At 51.5% G+C, this 26,691-nt stretch carries 18 protein-coding genes and 2 rRNA genes; 13 read left to right on the top strand and 7 right to left on the bottom strand.

The genetic code is table 11. The features are described from left to right. The first annotated feature begins 1 nt into the window (after position 1). Genes pgi through PCI15_RS06360 form a run of 4 tightly spaced genes read left to right on the top strand, consistent with a single transcriptional unit; the run spans position 2 to position 4,678 of the window. A complete protein-coding gene (gene pgi, locus PCI15_RS06375; protein WP_271274591.1) occupies positions 2–1,648 on the top strand; it encodes a glucose-6-phosphate isomerase in 1,647 nt (548 codons plus the stop codon). A 6-nt stretch (positions 1,649–1,654) separates the two neighbouring features. After that, positions 1,655–2,929: a nucleotide sugar dehydrogenase gene (locus PCI15_RS06370; RefSeq protein WP_271273503.1), complete on the top strand. Its 1,275-nt coding sequence runs from the start codon at positions 1,655–1,657 to the stop codon at positions 2,927–2,929. Further along, positions 2,929–3,294 carry a VanZ family protein gene (locus tag PCI15_RS06365; RefSeq protein ID WP_271273502.1) on the top strand — a complete coding sequence of 122 codons (366 nt, stop codon included), beginning with the start codon at positions 2,929–2,931 and terminating at the stop codon, positions 3,292–3,294. The genes PCI15_RS06370 and PCI15_RS06365 overlap by 1 nt, the downstream gene beginning before the upstream one ends. Before the next feature lie 13 nt (positions 3,295–3,307). Next, positions 3,308–4,678, top strand: a complete 1,371-nt coding sequence (locus PCI15_RS06360; RefSeq protein ID WP_271273501.1) for a phosphohexomutase domain-containing protein — start codon at positions 3,308–3,310, stop codon at positions 4,676–4,678. Positions 4,679–4,762: 84 nt separating this feature from the next. Here PCI15_RS06360 and aceF read toward each other — a convergent pair whose 3' ends face one another. The 3 genes from aceF to pdhR all read right to left on the bottom strand — a co-directional run bounded on the left by aceF (position 4,763) and on the right by pdhR (position 10,714). Next, the gene (gene aceF / locus PCI15_RS06355; RefSeq protein WP_271273500.1) at positions 4,763–6,718 is read right to left on the bottom strand and encodes a dihydrolipoyllysine-residue acetyltransferase; all 1,956 of its coding nucleotides are present in this window, start codon (positions 6,716–6,718) and stop codon (positions 4,763–4,765) included. A gap of 34 nt (positions 6,719–6,752) precedes the next feature. Continuing rightward, positions 6,753–9,410, bottom strand: coding sequence for a pyruvate dehydrogenase (acetyl-transferring), homodimeric type (gene aceE, locus PCI15_RS06350; RefSeq protein WP_271273499.1), 2,658 nt, complete (start codon positions 9,408–9,410; stop codon positions 6,753–6,755). A 539-nt stretch (positions 9,411–9,949) separates the two neighbouring features. Further along, positions 9,950–10,714 carry a pyruvate dehydrogenase complex transcriptional repressor PdhR gene (gene pdhR / locus PCI15_RS06345; RefSeq protein ID WP_261844188.1) on the bottom strand — a complete coding sequence of 255 codons (765 nt, stop codon included), beginning with the start codon at positions 10,712–10,714 and terminating at the stop codon, positions 9,950–9,952. Between the two features lie 510 nt (positions 10,715–11,224). On the opposite strand from pdhR, the gene PCI15_RS06340 reads away from it, so the two are divergent. The 7 genes from PCI15_RS06340 (at position 11,225) to PCI15_RS06310 (ending at position 19,125) form a co-directional block, all read left to right on the top strand. Next, entirely contained in the window at positions 11,225–12,292 is a 1,068-nt protein-coding gene (locus PCI15_RS06340) for a TRAP transporter substrate-binding protein (RefSeq protein ID WP_271273498.1), read from the top strand. Between the two features lie 121 nt (positions 12,293–12,413). Next, entirely contained in the window at positions 12,414–12,941 is a 528-nt protein-coding gene (locus PCI15_RS06335) for a TRAP transporter small permease subunit (protein ID WP_271273497.1), read from the top strand. Continuing rightward, the gene (locus PCI15_RS06330) at positions 12,941–14,326 is read left to right on the top strand and encodes a TRAP transporter large permease (RefSeq protein WP_271274590.1); all 1,386 of its coding nucleotides are present in this window, start codon (positions 12,941–12,943) and stop codon (positions 14,324–14,326) included. The genes PCI15_RS06335 and PCI15_RS06330 overlap by 1 nt, the downstream gene beginning before the upstream one ends. A gap of 72 nt (positions 14,327–14,398) precedes the next feature. Next, positions 14,399–16,090, top strand: a complete 1,692-nt coding sequence (dld, locus tag PCI15_RS06325; RefSeq protein ID WP_271273496.1) for a D-lactate dehydrogenase — start codon at positions 14,399–14,401, stop codon at positions 16,088–16,090. A gap of 108 nt (positions 16,091–16,198) precedes the next feature. Then, positions 16,199–16,687 carry a universal stress protein gene (locus PCI15_RS06320; protein ID WP_271273495.1) on the top strand — a complete coding sequence of 163 codons (489 nt, stop codon included), beginning with the start codon at positions 16,199–16,201 and terminating at the stop codon, positions 16,685–16,687. Positions 16,688–16,878: 191 nt separating this feature from the next. Next, entirely contained in the window at positions 16,879–18,261 is a 1,383-nt protein-coding gene (locus PCI15_RS06315) for an SLC5/6 family protein (protein WP_271273494.1), read from the top strand. A gap of 15 nt (positions 18,262–18,276) precedes the next feature. Further along, positions 18,277–19,125 (top strand): metallophosphoesterase family protein, encoded by an 849-nt coding sequence (locus PCI15_RS06310; protein ID WP_271273493.1) that lies wholly within the window; start codon positions 18,277–18,279, stop codon positions 19,123–19,125. On the opposite strand, the gene PCI15_RS06305 is transcribed toward PCI15_RS06310, so the two are convergent. Beyond that, the gene (locus PCI15_RS06305; RefSeq protein WP_271273492.1) at positions 19,105–19,773 is read right to left on the bottom strand and encodes a tRNA-uridine aminocarboxypropyltransferase; all 669 of its coding nucleotides are present in this window, start codon (positions 19,771–19,773) and stop codon (positions 19,105–19,107) included. The genes PCI15_RS06310 and PCI15_RS06305 overlap by 21 nt on opposite strands. Positions 19,774–19,929: 156 nt before the next feature. Between PCI15_RS06305 and mnmH the strand changes: the two genes are divergently transcribed. Next, the gene (mnmH, locus tag PCI15_RS06300) at positions 19,930–21,021 is read left to right on the top strand and encodes a tRNA 2-selenouridine(34) synthase MnmH (protein ID WP_271273491.1); all 1,092 of its coding nucleotides are present in this window, start codon (positions 19,930–19,932) and stop codon (positions 21,019–21,021) included. A 218-nt stretch (positions 21,022–21,239) separates the two neighbouring features. Beyond that, positions 21,240–22,448 carry an ammonium transporter gene (locus tag PCI15_RS06295; RefSeq protein ID WP_271273490.1) on the top strand — a complete coding sequence of 403 codons (1,209 nt, stop codon included), beginning with the start codon at positions 21,240–21,242 and terminating at the stop codon, positions 22,446–22,448. 44 nt (positions 22,449–22,492) lie between these two features. On the opposite strand, the gene PCI15_RS06290 is transcribed toward PCI15_RS06295, so the two are convergent. From PCI15_RS06290 to PCI15_RS06280, 3 genes are all read right to left on the bottom strand, one after another. After that, positions 22,493–23,146 carry a hypothetical protein gene (locus PCI15_RS06290; protein ID WP_271273489.1) on the bottom strand — a complete coding sequence of 218 codons (654 nt, stop codon included), beginning with the start codon at positions 23,144–23,146 and terminating at the stop codon, positions 22,493–22,495. A gap of 208 nt (positions 23,147–23,354) precedes the next feature. Further along, positions 23,355–23,470, bottom strand: a 5S ribosomal RNA gene (rrf, locus tag PCI15_RS06285). A gap of 175 nt (positions 23,471–23,645) precedes the next feature. Continuing rightward, positions 23,646–26,535, bottom strand: a 23S ribosomal RNA gene (locus tag PCI15_RS06280). Positions 26,536–26,691 lie beyond the last annotated feature (156 nt).

Raw genomic sequence — 26,691 nt, 5'->3', positions numbered from 1 at the left:
GATGAGCATAACCTCAAGCGCTGCCTGGCAAGCCTTGCAGACACACGCCGAACAGGTAAAACAAACACATATTAAAGATATGTTTGCGCAACAGCCGGCACGCTTTTCTGAGTTAAGCTTTCAGACAGAACACTTACTGCTGGACCTGTCAAAACAGCGCTTTCAGCTAACAACGGTTGATTTACTGGTCCGGCTGGCAACAGCCCAACAACTGCCCACCAAAATACAAGCGATGTTTGACGGGGCCATTCTGAATCCTTCAGAAAACCGCCCGGCACTGCACAGCGCCCTGCGTCAGCCCCGGGATAAATCACTGGCTCTCGGTGACACAGATGTCATCGCTGATGTACACCACTCACTGGATGCAATGGAACAGCTGGTAAAGCGCATTCACCGGCGTCAGTGGCGCGGTTATGATGGCAGTCCGATCCAAAACGTTGTCAACATCGGTGTTGGCGGCTCAGATCTGGGACCGCTGATGTGCTGCAAAGCACTCTCTGAATGGGTACCCGAAGAAGCCCGGCAACTGAACATCCATTTCGTTTCATCCATGGATGGCAGCCAGCTGGAACGCCTGCTGCATCAGCTTGATCCGGCTTCTACATTATTTATTATTTCGTCCAAGTCATTTTCTACAATAGACACCCTCGCCAATGCCAAAACCGCCCGGGAGTGGCTGATCAACGCCAGCGGCGCACCTGCTGAGATTATCAATCAACATCACTTTATAGGCGTCACCAGCAAAGCGGAAAAAGCAGCAAGCTGGGGCATTCCTCTGGCCAACCAGCTGCATTTCTGGGACTGGACCGGCGGCCGCTATTCATTATGGTCCGTGATCGGCTTTCCGATTGCACTCCACATTGGCATGGAAAACTTCCACCGGTTACTGGCCGGCGCCCACCAAATGGACGAACACTTCCGGACAACCGAGCTCTCTGACAATCTGCCCGTATTACTGGCACTGACAGACATCTGGAACATTAACTTTCTGGATATACATGCTCACGCCATCCTGCCTTATGACGGTCGCCTGTCGCACCTGCCGGCCTACCTTGAACAGCTGGAAATGGAAAGCAATGGCAAGAACGTCAGCCTGGACGGTCAGGTAACAGATTACCGTACCTGTCCGATTTTGTGGGGTGAAATAGGCTCAAACGCACAGCATGCGTTTTATCAGTTACTGCACCAGGGCACAGAAGCAGTCATGTGTGACTTTATCGTCCCGGCGCAGCGCTATCAGCATGCCAGCACAGAATTACAGCAACAGCATCAGTTGGCCCTTGCTAATTGTCTGGCACAGTCCCGTTTGTTAGCCCTGGGGGACAGTATACTCGACGCGGCCGAGCAGGCACCGGCACACAAGCGCTATCAGGGCAACCAGCCCTCAAGCACCATTATGCTGAAAAGCCTTAATCCGGAAACCCTCGGGGAGCTCATCGCCCTGTATGAACACAAGGTATTCGTTCAATCTGTCATCTGGAATATTAATCCATTTGACCAGTGGGGGGTTGAACTGGGTAAGGTGATTGCCACGGAACTGCTCTCCCAGTTCGACGATGACGACACCTCCGCACTGGACAGCTCCACAGCAGGCCTGATTGACTTCATTCAGTCAAATACCGGCACCCGGCATACAAACGACGGATAATTCAGCATGAAAATCACAGTCTACGGAAAAGAACTGACATCCTGGGTGGCCGCAGCCTGCCTTGCCCGCAGTGGCAACGAAGTAACCATTATCGAGCATGCCGGCGGTGACAACAGTCAGCCCCCTCCCCTGGCGGCAATTCGGGTACTGGTAAATGAACCGGGTTTACTTGAGCTTGCTGAGCAACAAATCCGCTCAGGCCGGCTGATTCGTGGCTCGCAAAGCGACGCCGATACCACGGTGCACTGGCTCGCACTGAACGCAGATGAGATCAGCCTTGCCGAGAAAATCGTCAGACAGGAAACCCGGGAAGCCAACACGCAGCGTTTAATCGTCAATCAGTCAAACTTTGGTGTCGGTGCAACTCAAAAGCTGCAAAATATTCTCACCCGGTCAGAACAGCATGATGCGATTTATCTGCCGGATCTGATTCAGGAAGGTAATGCCATTAATGATTTTGCAACGCCGAAACGACTGATCATCGGCGCCGATCAGGAATGGAGCATTCTCCAGACCAATGCTTTGCTGCGCCCTTTCAGCCAGTCTGCCGACAACATTCAGGTAATGGCCCCGAAAGAAGCCGAATTCACCAAGTTTGCTATTACCGGCATGCTGGCCATCCGGATCGGCTACATCAATGAACTCGCCAACCTGGCCGACCAGATTAACGTTGATATTGACGTCATCCGTCAGGGCATGGGTGCAGACCCCCGTATCGGTCATCACTATATGTCTCCTGGCTGTGGATTTGGCGGTCAGAACTTTCAGGAGTACACCCGTAAGTTTTCTGAGCTGTTTGAGCAGAAGAGTAACCCGTCGCTATTGGCAACGGTTATCAAAGAGAACGAAGTTCAGAAAGAGCTCCTGTTCAGGAAGTTATGGCAACATTATCAGTGTGATCTGAAAGGTAAAACCGTGACGTTATGGGGCGGCTCCTTTAAACCGGAAACCGCCAGCATAGATAACGCCCCCAGTCTGAAAATTATTGAAGCACTGCTGGCTCAGCAGGTTACCGTCAAACTGCATGATCCTCAGGCCCTGCAAAACCTCCGGGAACATTTCGGTAACACCCCCTCACTCCGGTTCTGCGATAACCGTTACGCTGCACTGGAAAACAGTGATGCCCTGCTGATTGTCACCGAATGGCAGGAATACTGGTCACCGGACTACAACCTGATGCTGGAAAAAATGCGCACCCCGCTGATCATTGATGGCCGGAATATCTTCGATAAAGAAATGCTTCAGAATCAGGGATTCACTTACACAGGCATCGGCCGTTAATGCAGCCCAGACACCTCCGAAGCATTGCTCAACTGGTCTTTGTCCTGAGCGTCGCAGCCATTCTGGCAGGCCTGTTCCGCAGTACACCGCCTCAGGAACTGTTCCCGCATTCAGATAAGGTCGGCCACGTTGCCGGCTTTCTGCTGGTCGCCCTCTCCGGATATTACGCGCTGCCTGCCAACCTGACTAAAGCGTTTACGGCGGTACTGATTTTACTGGCGATCGGCTCTGAATACGCCCAGGCAAGTTTTCTGCCCGCCCGGTATTTCTCACTCCAGGATATGTTTGCTAACCTGTCCGGTATACTGATCGCCGGAATCATTATCCGCATGCACAACTCTTCAAACGCTAAAAAACACCAATGATTATGGATACCATATGACGCCTTTAGCCTGCTTCAAAGCTTATGATATTCGCGGCCAGCTCGGCACCCAGCTGGACACCGATATTGCCTATCGGATAGGCCGTGCTTACGCACAGTTCCTGAAGCCTGAAACTGTTGTTGTGGGGGGCGATATGCGCCTTTCCACCAGCGAACTGAAAGAAGCCCTGAGCAACGGCCTGCGGGACTCAGGTGTGAATGTACTGGATATAGGCCTGTGCGGCACGGAAGAGATTTACTTTGCAACTGCTTATCTGGGCACTGATGGCGGCATTGTCGTTACCGCCAGCCACAACCCGGAAGACTACAACGGCATGAAGCTGGTACGCAAAGGCTCCAAACCCATCAGCGGTGACACCGGCCTGAATGACATTGAGCGCCTGACCCGGGAAAACACCTTTCCCAAACCGGAACCCACCGCCCGGGGCGGATATCAGCTGGTCGACACCCGCGGCGCCTACGTTGAACATCTGCAAACCTATACAGACCTGAGTAAACTGAAACCGTTGCGCCTGGTGGTCAATGCCGGTAACGGTGTTGCCGGTCCCGCCATTGATGCCCTGGAACGCACATTTAAACAACTGCAGGTGCCGGTAGAATTTATCAAGCTGCACCACCAGCCTGACGGCACCTTTCCTAATGGCATTCCCAACCCCATTTTGCCGGAAAACAGAGCCGACACCATTGCCGCCGTCCTGGAGCACAAGGCAGACATGGGGATTGCGTGGGACGGCGACTTTGACCGCTGCTTCCTGTTTGATGAAAAAGGCCGCTTTATCGAGGGATATTATATCGTCGGCCTGCTGGCAGAAGCCTTCCTGAACAAACACCCGGACGAAGCAGTCATCCACGACCCCCGCTTAATCTGGAACACACTGGATATCGCTGAAGCCAGTGGTGGCCGGGCAATTCAGAGCAAAACAGGGCACGCCTTCATCAAGGAACGCATGCGCGAAGAAGATGCCGTATACGGCGGTGAAATGAGTGCCCATCATTATTTCCGGGATTTCTTCTACTGCGACAGCGGAATGATACCCTGGCTACTGGTTGCTGAACTGATCAGCGACAAACAGCAACCGCTTTCCGCACTGGTGGATGACCGGATTGCCAAATACCCGTCGCCGGGTGAGATCAACAGTAAACTGGCAGACCCGGCCAGCGCGATACAGCGGGTGCTTGAACACTACCAGAACGACGCAGTCAGCATTGACCACACCGACGGCATCAGCCTGGATATGGGCCAGTGGCGCTTTAATCTGCGCAGCTCTAATACTGAACCGGTGGTGCGCCTTAACGTTGAAACCCGTGGGGATGTGACACTGATGGAAGATAAAACAGCTGAACTGCTCAGCCTGTTACGCCGTTAAACCAACTCTCCTGCAGATACAAAAAAGGCGCTAAACAGCGCCTTTTTTATTACCCGGACAATTGTTTGTCCAAACAATACCGGATTACATCGCCATACGACGTACATCACTTAGCAGTGCATTCAGGTACGTCAGGAAACGTCCTGCATCACCGCCGTTGATTGCCCGATGGTCATAAGACAGACACAAAGGCAACATCTTACGTGGCTCAAATTCCTTACCGTTCCAGCGCGGCTCGATATCTGCCTTCGACACACCCAGAATCGCCACCTCAGGGGCATTCACAATCGGCGTAAAGCCGGTGCCGCCAATACCGCCCAGGCTGGAGATCGTGAAGCATGCACCCTGCATCTCATTCGGCTTCAGCTTACGGTCTTTCGCTTTACCGGCCAGCTCAACCGCTTCCCGGGACAGCTCATAGATGCTCTTCTTATCCGCATCTTTGATAACCGGTACCATCAGGCCATTCGGAGTATCCACCGCCATACCAATGTTCACATACTTTTTATACACAATATGTTCGCCATCAGCATGCAGAGAAGCATTAAACTTAGGATGCGCTTTCAGCGCCATAGCAATCGCTTTAATCATGAACGGCAGCGGCGTCAGCTTAACCCCTTCACGGGCAGCTTCTTCCTTCATACCGGCACGGAACGCTTCCAGGTCAGTAATATCCGCCTTATCGAACTGAGTCACATGCGGAATATTCAACCAGCAACGCGACATGTTATCGCGGGTAACTTTTTTGATTTTGCTCAGTTTTTCCAGCTCGACTTCACCAAACTGGCTGAAATCAATTTCCGGAATAGCCGGAATGCCGGAACCACCGCTTACCGCCGCTGCAGGCTGCTCTTTCAGCTTCTTCAGAGACGCTTTCACATAGGCCTGAACATCTTCCTTAAGGATACGGTTACGCGAACCGGTACCGGCAACCAGCGCCAGATCAACACCGAATTCACGGGCAATGGCACGGACCGCAGGGCCGGCATGAACAGATTTATTCTTCTGTTCCAGCTCAGTTTTATCAACGGTCTGAGCTGGCTGTGCAGCGGGCGCGGCAGGCTTTGAAGCAGCCGGTGCAGCTGCCGCCGGAGCCGGTGCTGGCGCAGCCGCTGCCACAGGAGCAGCACTTGCAGCCACTTCAAGGCTCATCAGCAGGTCACCGGCATTCACCTGGTCACCCTCTTTAATCTTCATGGATTTAACAGTACCCGCCTTAGGTGCCGGTACTTCCATGGACGCCTTATCGGTTTCCAGCGCGATCAGGGAATCACCTTCCGCAACGGTGTCGCCATCTTTAACCAGCACTTCCACCACATCCACATCAGTGGCACCGCTCAGATCCGGAATCAGCACATCTTCCACACCACCGGCAACTACAGGGGCTATTTCAGCAGCAGGCGCCGGAGCAGCAGGGGCTTCAGAAACCGGTGCTTCGGCTACCGGCTCAGCAACAGGCGCACTGCCTGCAATCTGCATTTCACACAGTGCGTCACCTTCGTTTACAGTGCCGCCTTCACTGATCGCCATGCTGACAATTGTTCCGCTGTGCGGAGCTGGTACTTCAAGCGAGGCTTTATCGGTTTCCAACGCGATCAGAGAATCACCTTCCGATACACTGTCGCCCGCTTTTACAAATACTTCAACGACATCTACATCGCTGGCACCGCTCAGATCAGGTACAGCAACCTGAACGGTTTCGCTCGCCGCAGCAGGCGCCACTGCCGGTGCAGTTGCCACCGGTGCCGCTTCTGCTACAGGCTCAGCAACAACCGGAACGTCTTCTGCAGGCGCATCCGCTGCCGCCGTTTCAAATACACACAATGCGTCGCCTTCGTTGATGGTATCGCCTTCGCTGACAGCTACCGAGACAACCACACCGGATTGCATCGCAGGTACTTCCATTGAAGCTTTATCGGTCTCCAGGGCAATCAGTGAATCCCCTTCTTCAACCTTGTCGCCGACTTTAATAAACACTTCGACTACATCAACGTCAGCCGCACCACTTAAATCAGGAACCGTAATATTCACAGTACTCACAGTCATTTCCTCTTTTGCTTCCGTCTGGCCAGGGTTACACAGTCCAAGGGGCTGGTTTTTCTGGGTTAATGCCAAACTTCTGCATCGCACTGGCAATTACAGAACGCTCAATCAGACCATCGTCGGCCAGTGCTGTCAGGGCAGCAATTGTCACGTAGTGACGGTTTACTTCAAAGAATTCACGCAGCTTATTGCGGGTATCTGAACGGCCATAACCGTCAGTTCCCAGTACCCGGTAAGTACCCGGCATATATTCACGCAGCTGTTCAGGGTACATACGCATGTAATCGGTCGCTGCAATCACAGGGCCCTGACGGTCCGCCAGACACTCTTGCAGGTAGCTGGTACGCTGTTCCTGTGCCGGGTGCAGCATGTTCCAGCGGGCAACCGCCTGCGCATCGCGACGCACCTCGTTGATAGACGTGGTGCTCCAGATATCCGCTTCAATGCCAAACTCATCACGCAGGATGTCCGCCGCTGCAATCACTTCACGCAGAATCGTGCCGCAGCCCATCAGCTGTACTTTCTTCTCTGCCTGCTTGCCTTCCTGCAGCAGATACATCCCCTTAACGATGCCTTCTTCAGCACCAATCGGCATAGCCGGGTGGGCATAGTTTTCGTTCATCGTAGTGATGTAGTAGAACTTGTTCTCTTTGTCCTGGAACATGCGCTTAAGGCCGTCCTGAACAATGACGGTCAGCTCGTAACCGAATGTCGGGTCATACGAGACACAGTTCGGAATCATTTGCGCCATCAGGTGGGAGTGGCCGTCCTGATGCTGCAGACCTTCACCGTTCAGCGTTGTACGGCCAGACGTGGCACCGATCAGGAAACCGCGGGCCTGCATATCACCAGCCGCCCAGGCCAGATCCATGATGCGCTGGAAACCAAACATCGAGTAGTAAATGTAGAACGGGATCATGGTGCAGTTATTATTGCTGTATGACGTTGCACACGCCATCCATGCACTCATTGCACCGGCTTCGTTGATACCTTCTTCCAGAATCTGACCGGTCTTGGATTCTTTATAGAACATGATCTGATCAGCATCGTGAGGCACATAACGCTGGCCTTCTGATGTATAAATGCCTAACTGACGGAACATACCTTCCATACCGAAGGTACGGGCTTCGTCCGGCACGATCGGTACGATACGCTCGCCGATAGCCTTGTCTTTCACCAACGTGCTCAGCACCCGGTTCAGGGTCATCTGAGTGGACATCTCACGCTTCCCACTTTCTTTCAGCTGGGAAGAGAAGGTATCCAGAGGCGGAATTTCCAACGCATCAAAATCTGCCCGGCGGGACGGGTAAACACCGCCCAGCTTATTACGGCGGTCCATCATATACTTCATTTCCGGCGACTCTTTCGACGGCCGGTAATAAGGTACATCTTTCAGCTGCTCATCCGTCAGCGGAATATTGTGGTTGTCACGGAAGTCCATCAGGTCATCCATGGCCACTTTCTTCATGGAGTGAGTATCGTTTTTCGCCTGACCGGATTTACCGGTACCGTATCCTTTTACAGTCTGCGCCAGAATAACGGTCGGCTGACCTTTATGGTTCATCGCCTGCTGGTAAGCGGCGAATACTTTATACGGATCGTGGCCACCGCGGTTCAGATTCATGATGTCCTGATCAGACATATCCTTAACCAGTTCAAGCAGCTCAGGATACTTACCGAAGAAATGCTCACGGGTATACGCACCACCGTTAGCCTTATAGTTCTGCAGTTCACCGTCGCAGACTTCATCCATCCGTTTTTTCAGCAAACCGGAAGTATCATTTTCAAACAGCGGATCCCAGTGACGGCCCCACAGGCACTTAATCACGTTCCACCCAGCACCGCGGAATACACCTTCCAGTTCCTGAACAATCTTACCGTTACCCCGTACCGGACCGTCCAGACGCTGCAGGTTACAGTTAACCACAAACACCAGGTTTTCCAGCTGTTCACGGCCGGCCAGTGCGATTGCCCCCAGAGATTCCGGCTCATCACACTCACCGTCACCCAGGAATGCCCATACCTTACGGTCACCACGGTTAATCAGGCTGCGGGCAGACAGGTAACGCATCACGTGTGCCTGATAAATCGCCTGAATCGGGCCAAGACCCATCGATACCGTCGGGAACTGCCAGAAGTCAGGCATCAGCCACGGGTGTGGATAAGAAGACAGGCCCACACCGTCCACTTCGCGGCGGTAGTTATCCATCTGCTCTTCTGTCAGACGGCCTTCAAGGTAAGCACGGGAGTAGATACCCGGCGCAATATGGCCCTGGAAAAAGACCAGATCGCCTTCCTGCTCACCTTCTGAGCCGCGGAAGAAATAGTTAAAGCCGATATCATAAAGCGTTGCGGAAGAAGAAAAACTGGAGATGTGGCCACCAAGACCTTCATCGTTGTCGTTGGCACGCATGACCATTGCCATCGCGTTCCAGCGGATAAAAGAACGGATCCGGCGCTCCATAAACAGATCACCCGGCATCCGGGCTTCATCTTTAGGGGCAATCGTATTTACATAAGACGTTGTTAACGTATTTGCCGACTCGATCCCCATGTCCGAGGCTCTTTCGCCAAGCTTACTCAGGATATAACGCGCGCGCTCATCACCTTCGTGTTTTGCAACAGACTCGAGCGCATCCAGCCATTCATTCGTTTCGATTGGATCAATATCATCGATTATGTCTTGCACGTTTCCTTTCTCCACTTTTTCTTACTTCTATCTTTTATTAGCAGGCAGCTTCCGAATAAAGCGCTGTTGACCACCAACAAACCAGAATGCTCTGAAAATTTGCTTACCGACGCACGGTCAGGTGCGGTACAGGCGACATCCGGTCACCGGCACCAACAACTACAAAAGAACAAATCAGAGTAACGATCAGCCTGAATCATCGCAAAAACAACGACTAATGACCCAATCAGACCTAAGCATGACGCATTTAATCCACTTTTCACACTGAGGTATAAAGGTTTGTTGGTAAAAATTTTGTAGTAATACTACAAAAAATGACTTTTCAAGTCTAGTCAGACTACAAAAATCTACCTTGGCAACAAGCTGTGTAGTTTTTATACAGAACGTATATGACAGGATATTTACAGGTGATGGGGGCTCAGGCAATGAACCGTACACAGCCCACCGGAAAAGGCCCGCTTTAAGTTAGAAACGTCACTTGTGCCAATTGAGACAAGTCACCAAATCAGGGAATTACCTTGAAGTTCAGAGGTTTCAGATCAGCGCGGGGTCAGATCAGCCCGGCGTAAAGCCCGCTTAAGGCGGGTATCTTCCTTACCCTGCTGTAATAAGGCATCTTCCACATATGCCAGATGATCATGCGCCGCCTGGCTGGCACGCTCCGGATCCCCTTCAAGAATGGCTTCCATCAGCACATAATGTTGCTGATGTATCTTGCCGCGAATTTCCGGCTTCGGATAAATATCCTGCAGGTTATCCCAGACATGCTGGCGCAATAGCGTAAAGAGCGCGCGCATCATATGTAACAGCACCATATTATGTGTGGCTTCAGCAATTGCCAGGTGGAAATCCACATCCGCATACACTTCTTTATCGAAGGCTTTATTCTCGTGATGCTCCTGAAGGGCATTATAACGGGCGCGAATGTTTTCTTTATCCGCAGCGGTACTGCGCAAGGCAGCATAATAAGCAGAGACCCCTTCCAGCGCATGACGGAACTCAAGCAGATCGTACTGCGCTTCCGGATGAGTCTTAAACAGCTCCAGTAAAGGATCAGAAAACGCACCGCCCAGATCCTCAGACACATAGGTCCCGCCACCCTGCCGGCTGATCAGCACCCCTTTGGCAGAAAGTTTCTGAACCGCTTCCCGTAATGAAGGGCGGGAAACATCGAACTGTTTTGCCAGCTCACGCTCTGAAGGTAACCGCTGGCCAGGCTTAAGCGTGCCTTCAAGCACCATCTCTTCCAACTGGCCCATGATGACATCAGATATTTTTGGCTGTTTTACGCGCTGATACGCCATATTCATATTTCTCCGTGGAACTGCATTAACAGCTCCGTACCGCAATCACACTGTGCTTTTTTCTAACCATCACCTAACGGCCGGGCTGAGATCATCTGCCGCGGACCGCAGTATACCTGCTCATCCTACCAATGGTTGCTTTTTTATCTTAGCAATCCCCTTCCGGTTTGTCTGATCCGGAAAATCACCACCGCCCTAATGTACAAAAGGCATTGATCCAGAGCAGTTCATTGTCGAATCGCAGATCACAAAACAAATTGGTAAGACCAAAATTAAACATAAAAAAAACAGCAACTTGCCGACAAAATCAGATTTAAGCGCACATATTCAGCAAAAATTAGCTATTGACAAGTATCCGCACGAATCTTTATGGTTACAACACTTTTGATGGTAAATTGGTATGACCAATTTATCAAGAAATAATCTGAATAAGGTTTCAGACATCAAAAGAATATCCACAGATTCAGCCTCTGGCAGAAAAAAGAACAACAACCTCAACGAGGGCAAGTCATGAAAAAGTTCGTAAAGTCTATTCTGAGCACAGCCGTACTGAGCGCCGCTGTTTGCGGTACCGTCACCGCACAGGCAGCAGATAAAGTCCTGCTGAAAACCCCAATCGCATTTGGCTCGCACCTGCCAGCACTGGGTACACCGATCAAATGGGTATCTGAACAGCTGAAAGTCATGAGCGATGGCTCTATCAAAATGAAGATTTACGAGCCGGGTAAACTGGTTGCACCTAAAGAGATTCTTGATGCTGTATCTGCCGGCAAGATCAATTCCGGTTATGCAACTGCCGGTTACTGGCAGGGTAAGATGCCGGCTGCCGCACTGTTCTCTGCTGTGCCTTTCGGCCCTGAAGCCGGTGAATACATGGCGTGGCTGTATTACGGTAACGGCATGAACCTGTATCAGGAAATGTATGACACTAACGGTTACAACGTAAAAGTGATTCCGTGTGCAATCATTTCACCGGAAACCTCCGGCTGGTTCAGCAAAGAAATCAACAGCCCTGAAGACCTGAAAGGTCTGAACATGCGCTTCTTCGGCCTGGGTGCTTCCGTGATGGAAAAACTGGGTGTGTCCACGTCTCAGTTACCGGGCGGCGAAATCTTCGGTGCCCTGGAAAAAGGTGCAATCGATGCATCTGAATTCTCTCAGCCTGCCATTGATCAGCGTTTGGGCTTCCATAAGATTGTGAAGTACAACTACTTCCCTGGCTGGCACCAGCAGGCGACCGTATTCGAATTGCTGGTGAACAAAGATGCCTGGGGCAAGATGTCAGAAGGCCAGCAGGCAATTGTTGAAAACACCTGTAAAGCATCCATGACCAACGCCATTGCTGAAGGTGAGTCCATGCAGTTTGAAGTCATGGCTAAAGCACAGGAAAACGGTGTAAACATCCGTTACTGGAGCGATGACATGCTGAATACTTTCAACGAAAAGTGGCAAGAAGTCGTTGCTGAGAAAACGGCCGGCGACGCATTCTTCAACAAGGTCTGGACAGATATGAGTACTTTCCGTCAGGGCTACGACCTGTGGGAAGCGAACGCATTCCTGCCACGTGCTGAACGGTAAAACGTCCCTCCGGAGAAGTTCTGCTTCTCCACCCCGCAGTAACGGGCTGCTCAGGCAGCCCGTTTGTTAACTGCTACAGATGTAGAAATATCAGAATAATAATTTACAGAGGAGCCTCAAGGTGAATACTTCCGGTAACATGCCACCCGTGCCTCTCGCCGATTGTATCGATCGTGCTATTCAGAAAATCGGCAGCTACATTGCCTGGTCATACGTATTACTGGTACTGGTAATCATGGCTCAGGTAATCCTGCGTAAAGGCTTTTCCAGCGGCCTGATTCTGCTGGAAGAATTACAATGGCACCTCTATGCCGTAGGCGTTATGTTTGGTCTTGCCTATGCACAAACCACCAACTCACATATCCGTGTAGATCTGTTCTACACCGGTTTCCGGGCCCGCAGCAAATACATCATTGAAATCTTCGGTATTCTGGTACTGGTGCTGCCCTTCATCGGCATTATCTTTTTACACAGCCTGGAATTTGTTGCTGACGCCTGGCGCATCAACGAGCATTCTGAATCGCCTTCCGGCCTGCCGTGGCGCTGGCTGATCAAGAGCGTAATTCCCCTCAGTATGGCCATGATGGCGCTGGCAGCGCTGTCACGTTTATACCGCGATACTGTTTTACTGTTTAAAGGGGATGCATGATGGAAATTAACGAAATTCTTGTCATTGCGATGTTCGTCTCGTTCATCGCACTGTTATTCACCGGCATCCCGGTCGCCTGGGTACTGGGCGGCATTGGGGTTATCTTCGCCGGCATCGGCTACATTGCGGATACCTACTTCGACACCATTACCGGGCTGGATTATCTGACCCTCGGTCTGGTGGTGAACCGCCTCTGGAAGATCATGGACAACTGGATTCTGGTGGCGCTCCCCATGTTCATATTCATGGGCATCATGCTGGACAAATCCGGTGTGGCAGAACGGCTGATGAAATCCATGCAGGAGTTGTTCGGTAATGTCCGTGGCGGTCTGGCCATTACGGTAACCGCGATCGGCATTATCCTGGCGGCATCCACCGGCATCATAGGGGCATCCGTGGTGTTGTTAGCCGTTATGTCTCTGCCTTCCATGACCAAGCAGGGCTACGCCATGCCGCTGGCTCTGGGCACCATTGCCAGCGCCGGTACCCTGGGGATTCTGATTCCACCAAGCATCATGCTGGTCATCATGGCGGATCAGTTAGGTCTGTCCGTAGGTGATCTCTTCATGGGGGCGGTGTTCCCGGGCCTGATGCTGGGTGCCATGTACATTGCCTACATTCTGATTACCGGCTTCCTGAAGCCTGAGTCTGCGCCGCTGCCGGCGGACGCCAAACGGGTAACGATAGCGACGCTGATTTCTGTAATCAAGGCCATCTTGCCGACATTAGCGCTGATCTTCGTGGTATTGGGGTCTATCTTCGCCGGTGTCGCTACGCCGACAGAAGCCTCCGGTGTGGGCGCTTTCGGTGCTACCTTGCTGGCCATGTATAACCGTAAGTTCAGTTTTAAAGTGCTGAAAGAAGTGATGACCGGCACCTACAACACCACGGCATACATCTTTGCCATTTTCATCGGGGCTACCTGTTTTGCGCTGGTACTGCGGGAGTTGGGCGGTGATGAGCTGATCGAGTCCTTCCTGACCGGCCTGCCGTTCGGCCCGTACGGCATCATATTCTTCATTCTGGGTGTAATCTTCCTGCTGGGCTTCTTCCTGGACTGGATAGAAATCACCCTGATTATCCTACCGCTGCTGGCACCGGTGATTTCTGCCCTGGGGCTGGATATCAACGGCTACGGTGTAGTGGATAATCCGGAACTGGTGTGGTTCGTGATGCTCGTCGCCATGGCCTTGCAGACCTCCTTCCTCACCCCGCCGGTGGGCTTCGCCCTGTTCTATCTGAAAGGGGTGTGTCCGCCGAATGTGAAGATTACCGATATCTATAAAGGTGTGACACCCTTTATCATTCTGCAGCTGACCGGCCTGTTAATCCTGGTATTCTGGCCACAACTGGTACTCTGGCTACCGGCGGCGGCATACGGCTAAAAAACCGACTGACACGCCAGGGCCCGGCATCTGCCGGGCCACGATGTAACGCGAAAGACTCAAGGTATCACTATGTCTCAAGATGCGATCATTCAGCAGTTAAGTGCAATTGTCGGCGCCGACAACATTTATACGAAAGCGCGCCAGACTGAGCACTACCGCAGCGGTTTTCGTTCCGGCAAAGGCGACGCGCTGGCCGTGGTATTTCCTACCACCCTGCTCCAGCAATGGCAGGTATTAAAAACCTGCGTAGCAGCCAACAAGATTATCATCATGCAGGCGGCCAACACCGGTCTGACTGAAGGCTCTACCCCCAGCGGCGACGACTACGACCGCGACATTATTATCCTCAATACCACCCGGATGAACAAAATCATCCTGCTGGATGAAGGCAAGCAGATTATCAGCTTTCCCGGAGCGACACTGTTCACACTGGAGAAATTGCTCAAACCTCTGAAACGGGCACCTCATTCTGTTATAGGCTCATCCTGCATAGGAGCCTCCATCATTGGCGGCATTGCGAACAATTCTGGCGGGGCACTGGTTAAACGGGGTCCGGCGTATTCTGAGCTGTCGCTTTACGCACAGATCAGTGAGCAGGGTGAACTGGAGCTGGTGAACCATCTGGGCATTGAACTGGGCAACTCACCGGAAGAAATTCTCACTAATCTGGAACTGCAGCACTTCAACGCCTATACCCTTGAACCCTACGAAGGAAAGGCGTCGGCCAGTGATTACCCGGAAATCCTCCGAGACGTTGATGCTGATACCCCGGCCCGCTACAACGCCGATACCAGCCGACTGTACGAAGCCAGCGGCTGTGCCGGCAAACTGGCCATTTTTGCCGTCCGTATCGATACCTTCCCGGTCGCTGAAAAAGAACAGGTTTTCTATATCGGCACCAATGACCCGAAAGAGCTGACGCAGCTGCGACGGGATATTCTGCAGAACTTTGAAAACCTGCCGGAAGTCGGCGAATACATGCACCGGGATGTTTTCGATATTGCGCTGAAATACGGTAAAGATGTATTTCTGATGATCAACTATCTGGGCACAGATCCGTTGCCCAAGCTGTTTGCCATGAAAGGTTCCATCACCGCCTGGCTTAACCGCTTCAGTTTCCTGCCCAAAGATATTCCGGACCGGGCCATGCAACTGCTGAGCCGCTGCTGGAAAAATATTGTGCCAAAACGTCTCATGCAGTACCGGGATGACTATGAGCACCATCTGATTCTTAAGATGAGTGATGCTGGCATTACTGAAGCTGAGTCTTACCTGCAGAAATTCTTTAAAAACAGCTCATCAGGAAATTACTTCACCTGCAGTGCCGATGAAGCCAAGAAAGCATACTTGTTACGCTTTGCTGCGGCAGGTGCAGCCATCCGCTACCAGACGGTCCATCAGGATGAGGTGGAAAATATCCTCGCGCTGGATATTGCCCTGAAACGGAACGATGAAAACTGGGTAGAAGAACTGCCGGAAGAAATCCGCAGTCAGTTAGTCAGCTCTCTGTATTACGGACATTTCATGTGCCACGTATTCCATCAGGACTATATTTTAAAGAAAGGTGCTGATGCGGCAGCGATAAAACAGCAGATGCTGGACATCCTCGCGGCGAAAGGTGCCAAGTACCCGGCAGAACATAATGTGGGGCATCTGTATGCAGCAGAGGAAGGTTTAAAGGACTTCTATGTTGCCCTTGATCCGACCAATACATTCAACCCGGGCATTGGCAAAACCTCTAAACGCCGTTGCGGTTGTTGATCCGGATCAAGACTACCCAATTTCGGGGATTTACCCTTGCGGAGCAACGACTTACCTTAGCCCTGTAAGATATTTACTCCCCGGGCAGACATAATAGCGAGGCAGACCATGGCTTTACCAAAGATTAAAACGATTCTTTATACCACTTCACTGGGGAAGCACACCCGGCCGGTATTCCGTCAGGCGGTTAACCTGGCACAACAGTTTGATGCCCATATAATCATGCTGCATGTTATTGAGCCGATCGGTGAACTGGGGCAAGCGCTGATTCAGAATTATCTGCCACAGGATCTGGTTAAAAAAATCCATGATGAAGGCATCGATGAAGTTAAAGCATCTATGCAAAAGCGTGTTGAAGTCTTCTGTGAAGAAGAGTTGGGCTCACTGGATAAAACCGTTACCCTGGACATTGAACAGCGGGTAGTGGAAGGTAATTACACCGATTCTATTCTGGCACAGGCTAAACTGAGCAATGCTGATATGATAGTGATGGGCTCTGAAAACACCTTCGGTCACCATAGCCAGACCACCCGTCAGGTCATCAAGGGTGCCAAAATTCCGGTCGTCGCGGTACCGACCGGCAAAGCATTCGACTGAACACAGGCCATGCCCGGGCTGCTGTCATATACCGCAGCCCGGATTCTATATAGCCTGCGGTTATAAGTTATAAAACAAACAGTCTTGTCAGCCAGCAGCCCTTTCTTGACCCTTTTTTCATTTTCCCTTGTAATTTCACGTCTGCTTGCAGCCATGCTGCAACTCATCCTATTCGAATAAAGGCATTAGACATGGCGTTATCTCTGGCAATTGTTGTTGGCATTGTGGCAGCAATTTCATTATTCCTCTCACCCAGAGTAAACAACGACCACACCTTTTTCAAAGGCTTTAGCAAAGACGACGAACAGCCGGGCTTATTACTGCTGACCTTTTCTCAGGTAACAACCTGGATCTTTGCCCGCTCATTGCTGAACGCCGCTATTCTGGGATTTTACTACGGTATCTGGGGCACGCTGGCATACGCTGCCTACTATCTGTCCTTCCTCACCGGGGGCAAGATCATAGATTCCTTACGCTTCCATCACGGCTATCCCAGTGTGCAGGCATTCCTGTACGCCCGTTTTGGCCGCTGGGGAACCGGTTGCTATAACTTTGTTATCGGCCTGCGCCTGATCAGTGAAGTATTCGCCAACATTTTGGTCATCGGCATACTCTTTGGCGTCGCCGGCAGCAGCAGCTACACCTTTGCGGTTATTCTTTTTGCCGGCATTACCCTGGTTTACTCAATGCTGGGAGGGTTGAAGGCATCCCTTCGTACAGACCTGTTCCAGATGACACTGTTTCTGGCTGTGCTGGCGTTGCTGAGCGGTCTGGTTCTGTTTCAGGGACACGTCAGCATCGACAATCTCATGTTTAAGCCATTTAACATCACAGAACCGGGCCCTGTTCTTCTGCTGGTCGCCTTACTGCAAGTGTGGAGCTATCCGATGCACGATCCGGTGATGATGGACCGGGGCTTCCTTGCCGACCGGGAAACTACCCGCAAAAGCTTTATTCATGCAGGCTGGATCAGCGTTATCTGTATCATTATTTTCGGCAGCTTTGGCATTATCGCCGGCGCTCAGGCCGCTTCAGGTGAATCCATGAACGAAGCGTTGCTGCGCCTGCTGGGTGAGAACGCCATGCTGCTGTTTAATATCACCCTGGTCATCTCAGCGATGTCGACACTGGACAGCACCCTCTCCAGCTCATCAAAACTGGTGGCTGTTGATATGAAACTGATGCCCGCCAGCCGCTTTAACGGCCGGGTCACGATGGCAGTATTTATGTTGCTCGGTTTACTGTGCGTATTCCTTGGCAATAAAGACCTGTTCAGTGCGGTCGCTGTCAGCGGGACAGCTTCTATGTATCTGGCGCCGGTTATTTTCTTTTGTTTATGGGGTAAACAGGATCAGGTCCCTGTATGGAGCTACGTCAGCACGTTCATCCTGGCGATTGCCGGGGCTGCCCTGTACTTTGTCGAGTCCGCCGGACACACCCAGTTGCTGGGCGACTCGCACAAATACACCAAACTGCTGTTCATCTCAGGGACTGTTCTGATTGGCGGCTGTGTGCTGTTCTGGCTGGGTATTCAGAGCAACCGCAAGACACAACCCTTACCCAGTTCAGCCTGATGACGGAATCCGGCCATGCAAAAATTTACCCCGGCTGATACCGCACCACTGCTCATTTTTGGTGGCCCTTACAGCAATCTGGCAGCAACTCAGGCGATTAAAGAGATCAGTCAACAGCTGGACATTCCAACCGGCAATATTCTCTGTACCGGCGACATTGTTGCCTACTGTGCTTCACCACAGGAAACAACTGACGTAATCCATGAATGGGGTATTTCTGTCGTACAGGGCAACTGTGAAGAATCTCTGGGGAATGACGCCAGCGACTGTGGCTGCGGGTTTGATACGGGCAGTTCCTGTGACTTACTGTCTGCCGGCTGGTTTAACTTTGCCAAACCCAGAGTCAGTGCTGATGCAAAAGCCTGGATGGCAAGCCTGCCGGCGCATATCAGCTTTGACTGGGCAGGGCTGACAATGCATGCCATCCACGGCGGCCTGAACAGCATTAACCAGTTTATTTTTGCTTCAGATACAGCGGAGCAGACACAACAACAGGCAGATTCCGGAGGAGATGTCATTATCAGTGGCCATTGCGGTATTCCTTTCGGGCGGATACTGACAAACGGTACATGGCTTAATGCAGGGGTCATTGGCATGCCAGCCAACGATGGCCAGCCGGATACCTGGTATATGCTGATAACCCCAGAAGCTGATGGCCGAATCACTGCCAGTTGGCATGCGTTACAATATGACGTACAAGACAGTATCAGTAAGATGCATCAGGCAGGCCTGAACACCCCTTATGCGGATGCCCTCAACACCGGTTACTGGCCCAGTACTGACATCCTGCCGCCGGCAGAACAATCAGCAACCGGCCAGCCCCTGAGCCTGTCCCCTTTACCCTTATCCCCGGGCATCGTCTGATATACCGGCAGTCACCTTCTGGCTGCGGGTTTCCAGATAACGTCCGGTAAACGCATCAAAATAGCGCTGTAAATGAGCACTGGCGCTGTGATCACCAATTTCACCGAGCAGAGCAATCGCTACTTCAGCGGTACATAGCTGATTGTCATGCACCGCCTTACGCAATTCGTAACGGGAAACCGGCACGTTTTTCAGACTGATGACCGCCAGCCCCTGCAAATATTCACTCAGGCGGAACATACGCCGTGCCTGACGCCAGGTTCCGTCCAGTACAATGAACACGCTTCGCTTATCCGGCTGTGGAACAAACTCCGCCATCCGCTCAGCATAGTCATCCCCCGGGGGAAAGACGATGTAAGCATTCACTTGCGGGTTCTGAATCAGGGCCAGCAGCTCAGGATCAGCTTCCTTTCTGTGCCAGATAAACCGCCGGGTGCCGGCAATAGAATCCCGGATAAGCCGGCCGGTATTGCTGGGCTTATACACTTCGTCATTATGCGTCAGCAAACAAAACTCAACCTGTGCAGAAATAGCACTGCGCAACTCACAGATACACTTATCAACCCGCAAAAAACAGGACTCACAGCGTTCAACAGTTGCCCCTCTGCCCAGATACGGACGGCGGGGCTGTACCACGGAAGAATTCATTCAGCTTACCAGACGATTACTTAACGCCGGGGAATATAGCCAAGCGCTCACCGAAATGCTACCGGAACTCAGTCAGCGCCAGTGATTCTTAGGCTTTCAGGCAGAGATCGCATATAATGGCGGCCCGAAAATGACAGCCAGCTTACAGGCAACATAATGCGCGATGATACACTGAATTACCGGCAACTGTTTCTCAATGACACCCCCATGATCGATCTGCGGGCACCGGTAGAATTTAAGCAAGGCGCATTTCCTTCTGCAGTCAGCTTACCGCTGATGAGCGATGAAGAACGGGAAAAAGTAGGCACCTGTTATAAACAGCAGGGGCAGGATGCGGCGATCAAACTGGGCCATAAACTGGTCAGCGGTGACATTAAAGAACAGCGCATGGCGGCCTGGAAAGCATTCGTAGAGGAAAATCCTGAAGGCTATCTGTATTGTTTCCGTGGCGGCCTGCGTTCACGCACAACCCAGCAGTGGCTGAAAGAAGCCGGTGCTGACTACCCCCTGGTCACCGGTGGCTATAAAGCACTGCGTAACTTCCTGCTGGATGAGATCGAAGCAACTTGTGAAGCACTGCCTTTTTACATTGTTGGCGGCAATACCGGCTGCCGGAAAACCCCTCTGATTAACAGCCTGAAAAACGCCGTCGATCTGGAAGGCGCTGCGAATCACCGCGGTTCAAGCTTTGGCCGTTATGTTACGCCGCAACGCTCACAGATTAATTTCGAAAACAAACTGGCCATAGACCTGCTGAAACTGCGCAATACCGGTATCAGCGAGCTCATTCTGGAAGACGAAGGCAGGATCATCGGCAGCGTTGATATCCCGCATTCCCTGCACCTCAAGATGCAGCAGGCCCCTATCATTGTGGTGGAAGAAGATCTCGAAACCCGGTTACATAACCTCCTTCAGGAATACGTCATCGATATGCACCGCTCCCATACCGAACATTACGGTCAGGAACAGGGCAATCATCTGTGCGCTGAATATCTGCTCAGCGGGCTGGATAAGATTCGCAAACGTCTGGGCAGCGAACGCTGGCGGGAACTGCGCAAGATGATGGAGCAGGCGATCGCCACCCACGACAAAGGCGAAGGTTACAGCCAGCATCTGAACTGGTTAAGCCCCCTGTTAGAGTGGTATTACGATCCGATGTACAGCTATCAGCTGGGCAACAAAGCCAACCGGATTGTATACCGGGGTAACTGGCAGGAATGCCAGGATTACTTACACAACATCACGTAACCCTTCATAAAGCTTATAAAACCGGGAACACTCCCGGTTTTTTTATGCCCCTGTCACACACGAATAAACTGGCACACCTCCTGCAATACCAGAAGCATACACCGCAAAACCGGGCATTCTGCCCGGTTTTGCTACATAAAAAACTATAAACGCGCTGAATTGGTGCAGGTGGTATTACGCCTGACTCCAATTGGTGCACTAATGCTTCGGAGACCGCTGTGGATAGTATTAACAGTGCTGTAGAAACCCTGGTTCAGAGTTCAAACACTCTCTTTATTCTCATGGGCGCGATCATGGTATTTGCCATGCATGCCGGCTTTGCATTTCTGGAAGTCGGTACAGTCCGGCAGAAAAACCAGGTGAATGCGCTGGTAAAAATCATGACTGACTTTGGCTTTTCAGCGGTCGCCTACTTTTTTATCGGTTACTGGATCGCCTACGGTGTGACCTTCTTCAACGACGCTCAGACACTCGCCGCCGGCAATGGCTATGAACTGGTAAAATTCTTCTTCCTGATGACCTTTGCGGCCGCTATTCCAGCCATCGTTTCAGGAGGGATTGCAGAACGGGCCCGTTTCTGGCCTTTCCTGATCGCCTCTGCCCTGATTGTCGGTATTGTTTACCCCTTATTCGAAGGCATGATCTGGAATGGCAATTACGGATTTCAGAACTGGCTGGAAAGCACTTTTGGTGCGCCCTTCCATGACTTTGCCGGCTCGGTTGTCGTTCACGGTGTTGGCGGCTGGCTGGGATTAGTTGCAGTACTTCTGCTGGGGGTCCGCAAAGGCCGGTATAAATCCGGACGTCTGATGGCATTTCCACCTTCAAACATCCCGTTTCTGGCGCTGGGCGCGTGGATACTGTGCATTGGCTGGTTCGGGTTTAACGTCATGTCAGCGCAAACTCTGGACGGGATCTCAGGCCTGGTCGCAGTTAACAGCTTAATGGCAATGGTAGGCGGTATCATTGCATCACTGCTTGCCGGTAAAAATGACCCAGGCTTTATTCATAACGGTCCGCTGGCCGGTCTGGTGGCCATATGCGCAGGCTCTGACATCATGCACCCGATCGGTGCTCTGTTTGTCGGCGGCATTGCCGGCGCACTGTTTGTCTGGATGTTTACCGTCGCACAGAATCGCTGGAAAATAGATGACGTCCTGGGGGTATGGCCACTGCACGGCCTGTGCGGTGCCTGGGGCGGCATCGCTGCAGGTATCTTTGGCACAACGGCCTTTGGCGGCCTCGGCGGTGTAAGCCTGATGTCACAGCTTACAGGCACCGCTGCAGGCATCCTTGTTGCCGTAACTGGCGGGTTAATTGTCTATGGTGCAATTAAAGTATGCTGTGGCCTGCGTCTGGATGAAGAAGAGGAATTTAACGGTGCAGACCTTTCCATCCACAGAATCGAATCCATGTATATGGACTGACATTCCCTGATGAAAACAAAAAGCCCGCCTGACAGGCGGGCTTTTTATATTTTACAAAACTCTTCCCAGTCGGCATACACCTGACTGATTTTACGAACCGCGGCATTAAGCAGCTGCTTGGCTTCTTTATCGGAACGGCTGACTTCAGCGTCATACTGTAAGTACCCGGCGGTATAGCGTCCCAGCTGTTCTGTAGGCAGCTTTGCACCGACCTTACCTTCCACCTCAACCGCACACGCCGTTCTGCGGGATTCCATCAGTTTAACATGTGCCATTACCGTCTCGACTTCGTCGAGCATATTCAGACCCACTTTAAGATCCTGCAGCATATTGGCCATAATCACAGAGGACACCAGCGGTAAATACAGCTTGGTCTCTGTCACAAAATAACCGCCACTCTTAGCCCGTCGATGCTTACTAACATAAGCCTTCAGCCGGGAAGAGGTCATTCGTTTAAGCGGTATATTCGGAAAACAGATGCAGGCTGAATACATCAGTTCGCCACGTTTATTCTGATAGGTTTCCAGCTCGATACGCTCATCAAAGCCACGCAGCCACGCCAGCAACTCGCCGGAATTAACCGTTTCATCAGCAGTACTGTTCAGGCCATACCACATCCCTTCCTGCCGGCAGGCGAAGAAAAACGGCGGCATAACGCCGTCCACATAAGGCATGTGATAATTAGAATGCGCCATCATTACGACAACCGGACTCTCAGATAAATATATACATTAAGCTTAGCCGGTAAACGCCAAGCCGCCGTCAATACCCGACTTGTGATCAGGTACGTATCCATAATAAGAAAACCCCTGACCGGATTACGATCAGGGGTTTTCTTATTATTATATTCACAATAACACACGAAAAAACCCTGCTACAAGGTAGCAGGGTTTCTCTTAATTAGGTGCTTGGCGATGACCTACTCTCACATGGGGAAGCCCCACACTACCATCGGCGCTAAGACGTTTCACTTCCGAGTTCGGTAAGGGATCGGGTGGTTCCATCTCGCTATGGTCGCCAAGCAAAAAAAGGTAACAATCTAAATCCTGTGTGCCTTATTCAGGCCGAGTCTTAAGCTTATGTTTCAAAACAATGTACAAACTCTAATCCGTCTCGCTTTTCAGCAAGCTCTTCAATGTATCTTCAGTTCTTGATCATGTTGCAGTCTTCTCTGCAACCAAACGCTTTTGGCGTTATATGGTCAAGCCTCACGAGCAATTAGTACTGGTTAGCTCAACGCCTCACAACGCTTACACACCCAGCCTATCAACGTCCTGGTCTTGAACGGCTCTTCAGGGGACTCAAGGTCCCAGTGAGATCTCATCTTGAAGGGGGCTTCCCGCTTAGATGCTTTCAGCGGTTATCCTGTCCGAACATAGCTACCGGGCAATGCCATTGGCATGACAACCCGAACACCAGAGGTTCGTTCACTCCGGTCCTCTCGTACTAGGAGCAACTCTTCTCAAATCTCAAACGTCCACGGCAGATAGGGACCGAACTGTCTCACGACGTTCTAAACCCAGCTCGCGTACCACTTTAAATGGCGAACAGCCATACCCTTGGGACCGGCTTCAGCCCCAGGATGTGATGAGCCGACATCGAGGTGCCAAACACCGCCGTCGATGTGAACTCTTGGGCGGTATCAGCCTGTTATCCCCGGAGTACCTTTTATCCGTTGAGCGATGGCCCTTCCATACAGAACCACCGGATCACTAAGACCTACTTTCGTACCTGCTCGACGTGTCTGTCTCGCAGTCAAGCGCGCTTATGCCTTTATACTCGATGCATGATTTCCGACCATGCTGAGCGCACCTTCGTACTCCTCCGTTACTCTTTGGGAGGAGACCGCCCCAGTCAAACTACCCACCACACAATGTCCGCGATCCCGATAAGGGACCTGCGTTAGAACCTCAATAGTACCAGGCTGGTATTTCAAGATTGGCTCCACTCGAACTGGCGTCCAAGTTTCAAAGCCTCCCAGCTATCCTACACAAGTAATATCAAAGTCCACTGCGAAGCTATAGTAAAGGTTCACGGGGTCTTTCCGTCTAGCCGCGGATATACGGCATCTTAACCGCAATTTCAATTTCACTGAGTCTCGGGTGGAGACAGTGTGGCCATCGTTACGCCATTCGTGCAGGTCGGAACTTACCCGACAAGGAATTTCGCTACCTTAGGACCGTTATAGTTACGGCCGCCGTTTACTTGGGCTTCGATCAAGAGCTTCGCCGAAGCTAACCCCATCAATTAACCTTCAAGCACCGGGCAGGCGTCACACCCTATACGTCCACTTTCGTGTTTGCAGAGTGCTGTGTTTTTAATAAACAGTCGCAGCCACCTAGTATCTTCGACCCCCAACAGCTTAGAGAGCAAGTCTCATCACCGTCAGGGGCGTACCTTCTCCCGAAGTTACGGTACCATTTTGCCTAGTTCCTTCACCCGAGTTCTCTCAAGCGCCTTGGTATTCTCTACCTGACCACCTGTGTCGGTTTGGGGTACGATTTCTTGTTATCTGAAGCTTAGAAGTTTTTCCTGGAAGCATGGCATCAACCACTTCGTCCAAAAGAGGACTCGTCATCAACTCTCAGCCTTAGGGAACCGGATTTTCCTAATCCCCCAGCCTACAGCCTTAAACACGGACAACCAACGCCGTGATGGCCTAGCCTTCTCCGTCACTCCATCGCAATAACAAGAAGTACAGGAATATTAACCTGTTTCCCATCGACTACGCCTTTCGGCCTCGCCTTAGGGGTCGACTCACCCTACCCTGATTAGCATTGGATAGGAACCCTTGGTCTTCCGGCGGGGAGGTTTTTCACCCCCCTTATCGTTACTCATGTCAGCATTCGCACTTCTGATACCTCCAGGATGCCTTACAGCTTTCCCTTCAACGGCTTACAGAACGCTCCTCTACCACGCAGACAAGCTGCGTCCGTAGCTTCGGTGTATGGTTTGAGCCCCGTTATATCTTCCGCGCAGGCCGACTCGACTAGTGAGCTATTACGCTTTCTTTAAAGGGTGGCTGCTTCTAAGCCAACCTCCTAGCTGTCTAAGCCTTCCCACATCGTTTCCCACTTAACCATAACTTTGGGACCTTAGCTGACGGTCTGGGTTGTTTCCCTTTCCACGACGGACGTTAGCACCCGCCGTGTGTCTCCCATAATTGCACTCTACGGTATTCGGAGTTTGCATCGGGTTGGTAAGTCGGGATGACCCCCTAGCCGAAACAGTGCTCTACCCCCGTAGGTGAGATATGAGGCGCTACCTAAATAGCTTTCGAGGAGAACCAGCTATCTCCGAGCTTGATTAGCCTTTCACTCCGATCCACAAGTCATCCGCTGGCTTTTCAACGACAGTCGGTTCGGTCCTCCAGTTGATGTTACTCAACCTTCAACCTGCCCATGGATAGATCGCTCGGTTTCGGGTCTAATCCCAGCAACTATACGCCCTATTAAGACTCGGTTTCCCTACGGCTCCCCTAAACGGTTAACCTTGCTACTGAAATTAAGTCGCTGACCCATTATACAAAAGGTACGCAGTCACAGAACAAGTCTGCTCCCACTGCTTGTACGTACACGGTTTCAGGTTCTATTTCACTCCCCTCACAGGGGTTCTTTTCGCCTTTCCCTCACGGTACTGGTTCACTATCGGTCAGTCAGGAGTATTTAGCCTTGGAGGATGGTCCCCCCATATTCAAACAGGATATCACGTGTCCCGTCTTACTCGATTTCACTGCGTATAAGTTTTCGTATACGGGGCTATCACCCACTACGGCCGCACTTTCCAGAGCGTTCTACTAACTACAACACAGCTTAAGGGCTGGTCCCCGTTCGCTCGCCGCTACTAGGGGAATCTCGGTTGATTTCTTTTCCTCCGGGTACTTAGATGTTTCAGTTCCCCGGGTTCGCCTCTCTAAAGCTATGTATTCACTTAAGAGATACCCAGCTTATACTGGGTGGGTTTCCCCATTCGGAAATGTTTGGATCAAAGTCTGTTTACCGACTCCCCAAACCTTATCGCAGGTTACCACGTCCTTCATCGCCTCTGACTGCCAAGGCATCCACCGTGCACGCTTAGTCACTTGACCATATAACCCAAAAGGGTCTGATTCAAAGTAACTGATAAAACTTCATAGCCAACTGTTAAACAGTTAACGCTGAAGTAACGATACATTTACGCCGGATTAGCGCTTGTACATTTGTCTTACTTAATTCTCGTTTTTACAGGATTTAAATTGTTAAAG

The organism is Aliamphritea hakodatensis, from assembly GCF_024347195.1.
GTDB classification, from domain to species: Bacteria; Pseudomonadota; Gammaproteobacteria; order Pseudomonadales; family Balneatricaceae; genus Amphritea; species Amphritea hakodatensis.
Note: the sequence above shows the minus strand (reverse complement) of the source record. Positions and strands in the feature narration are given on the sequence as shown.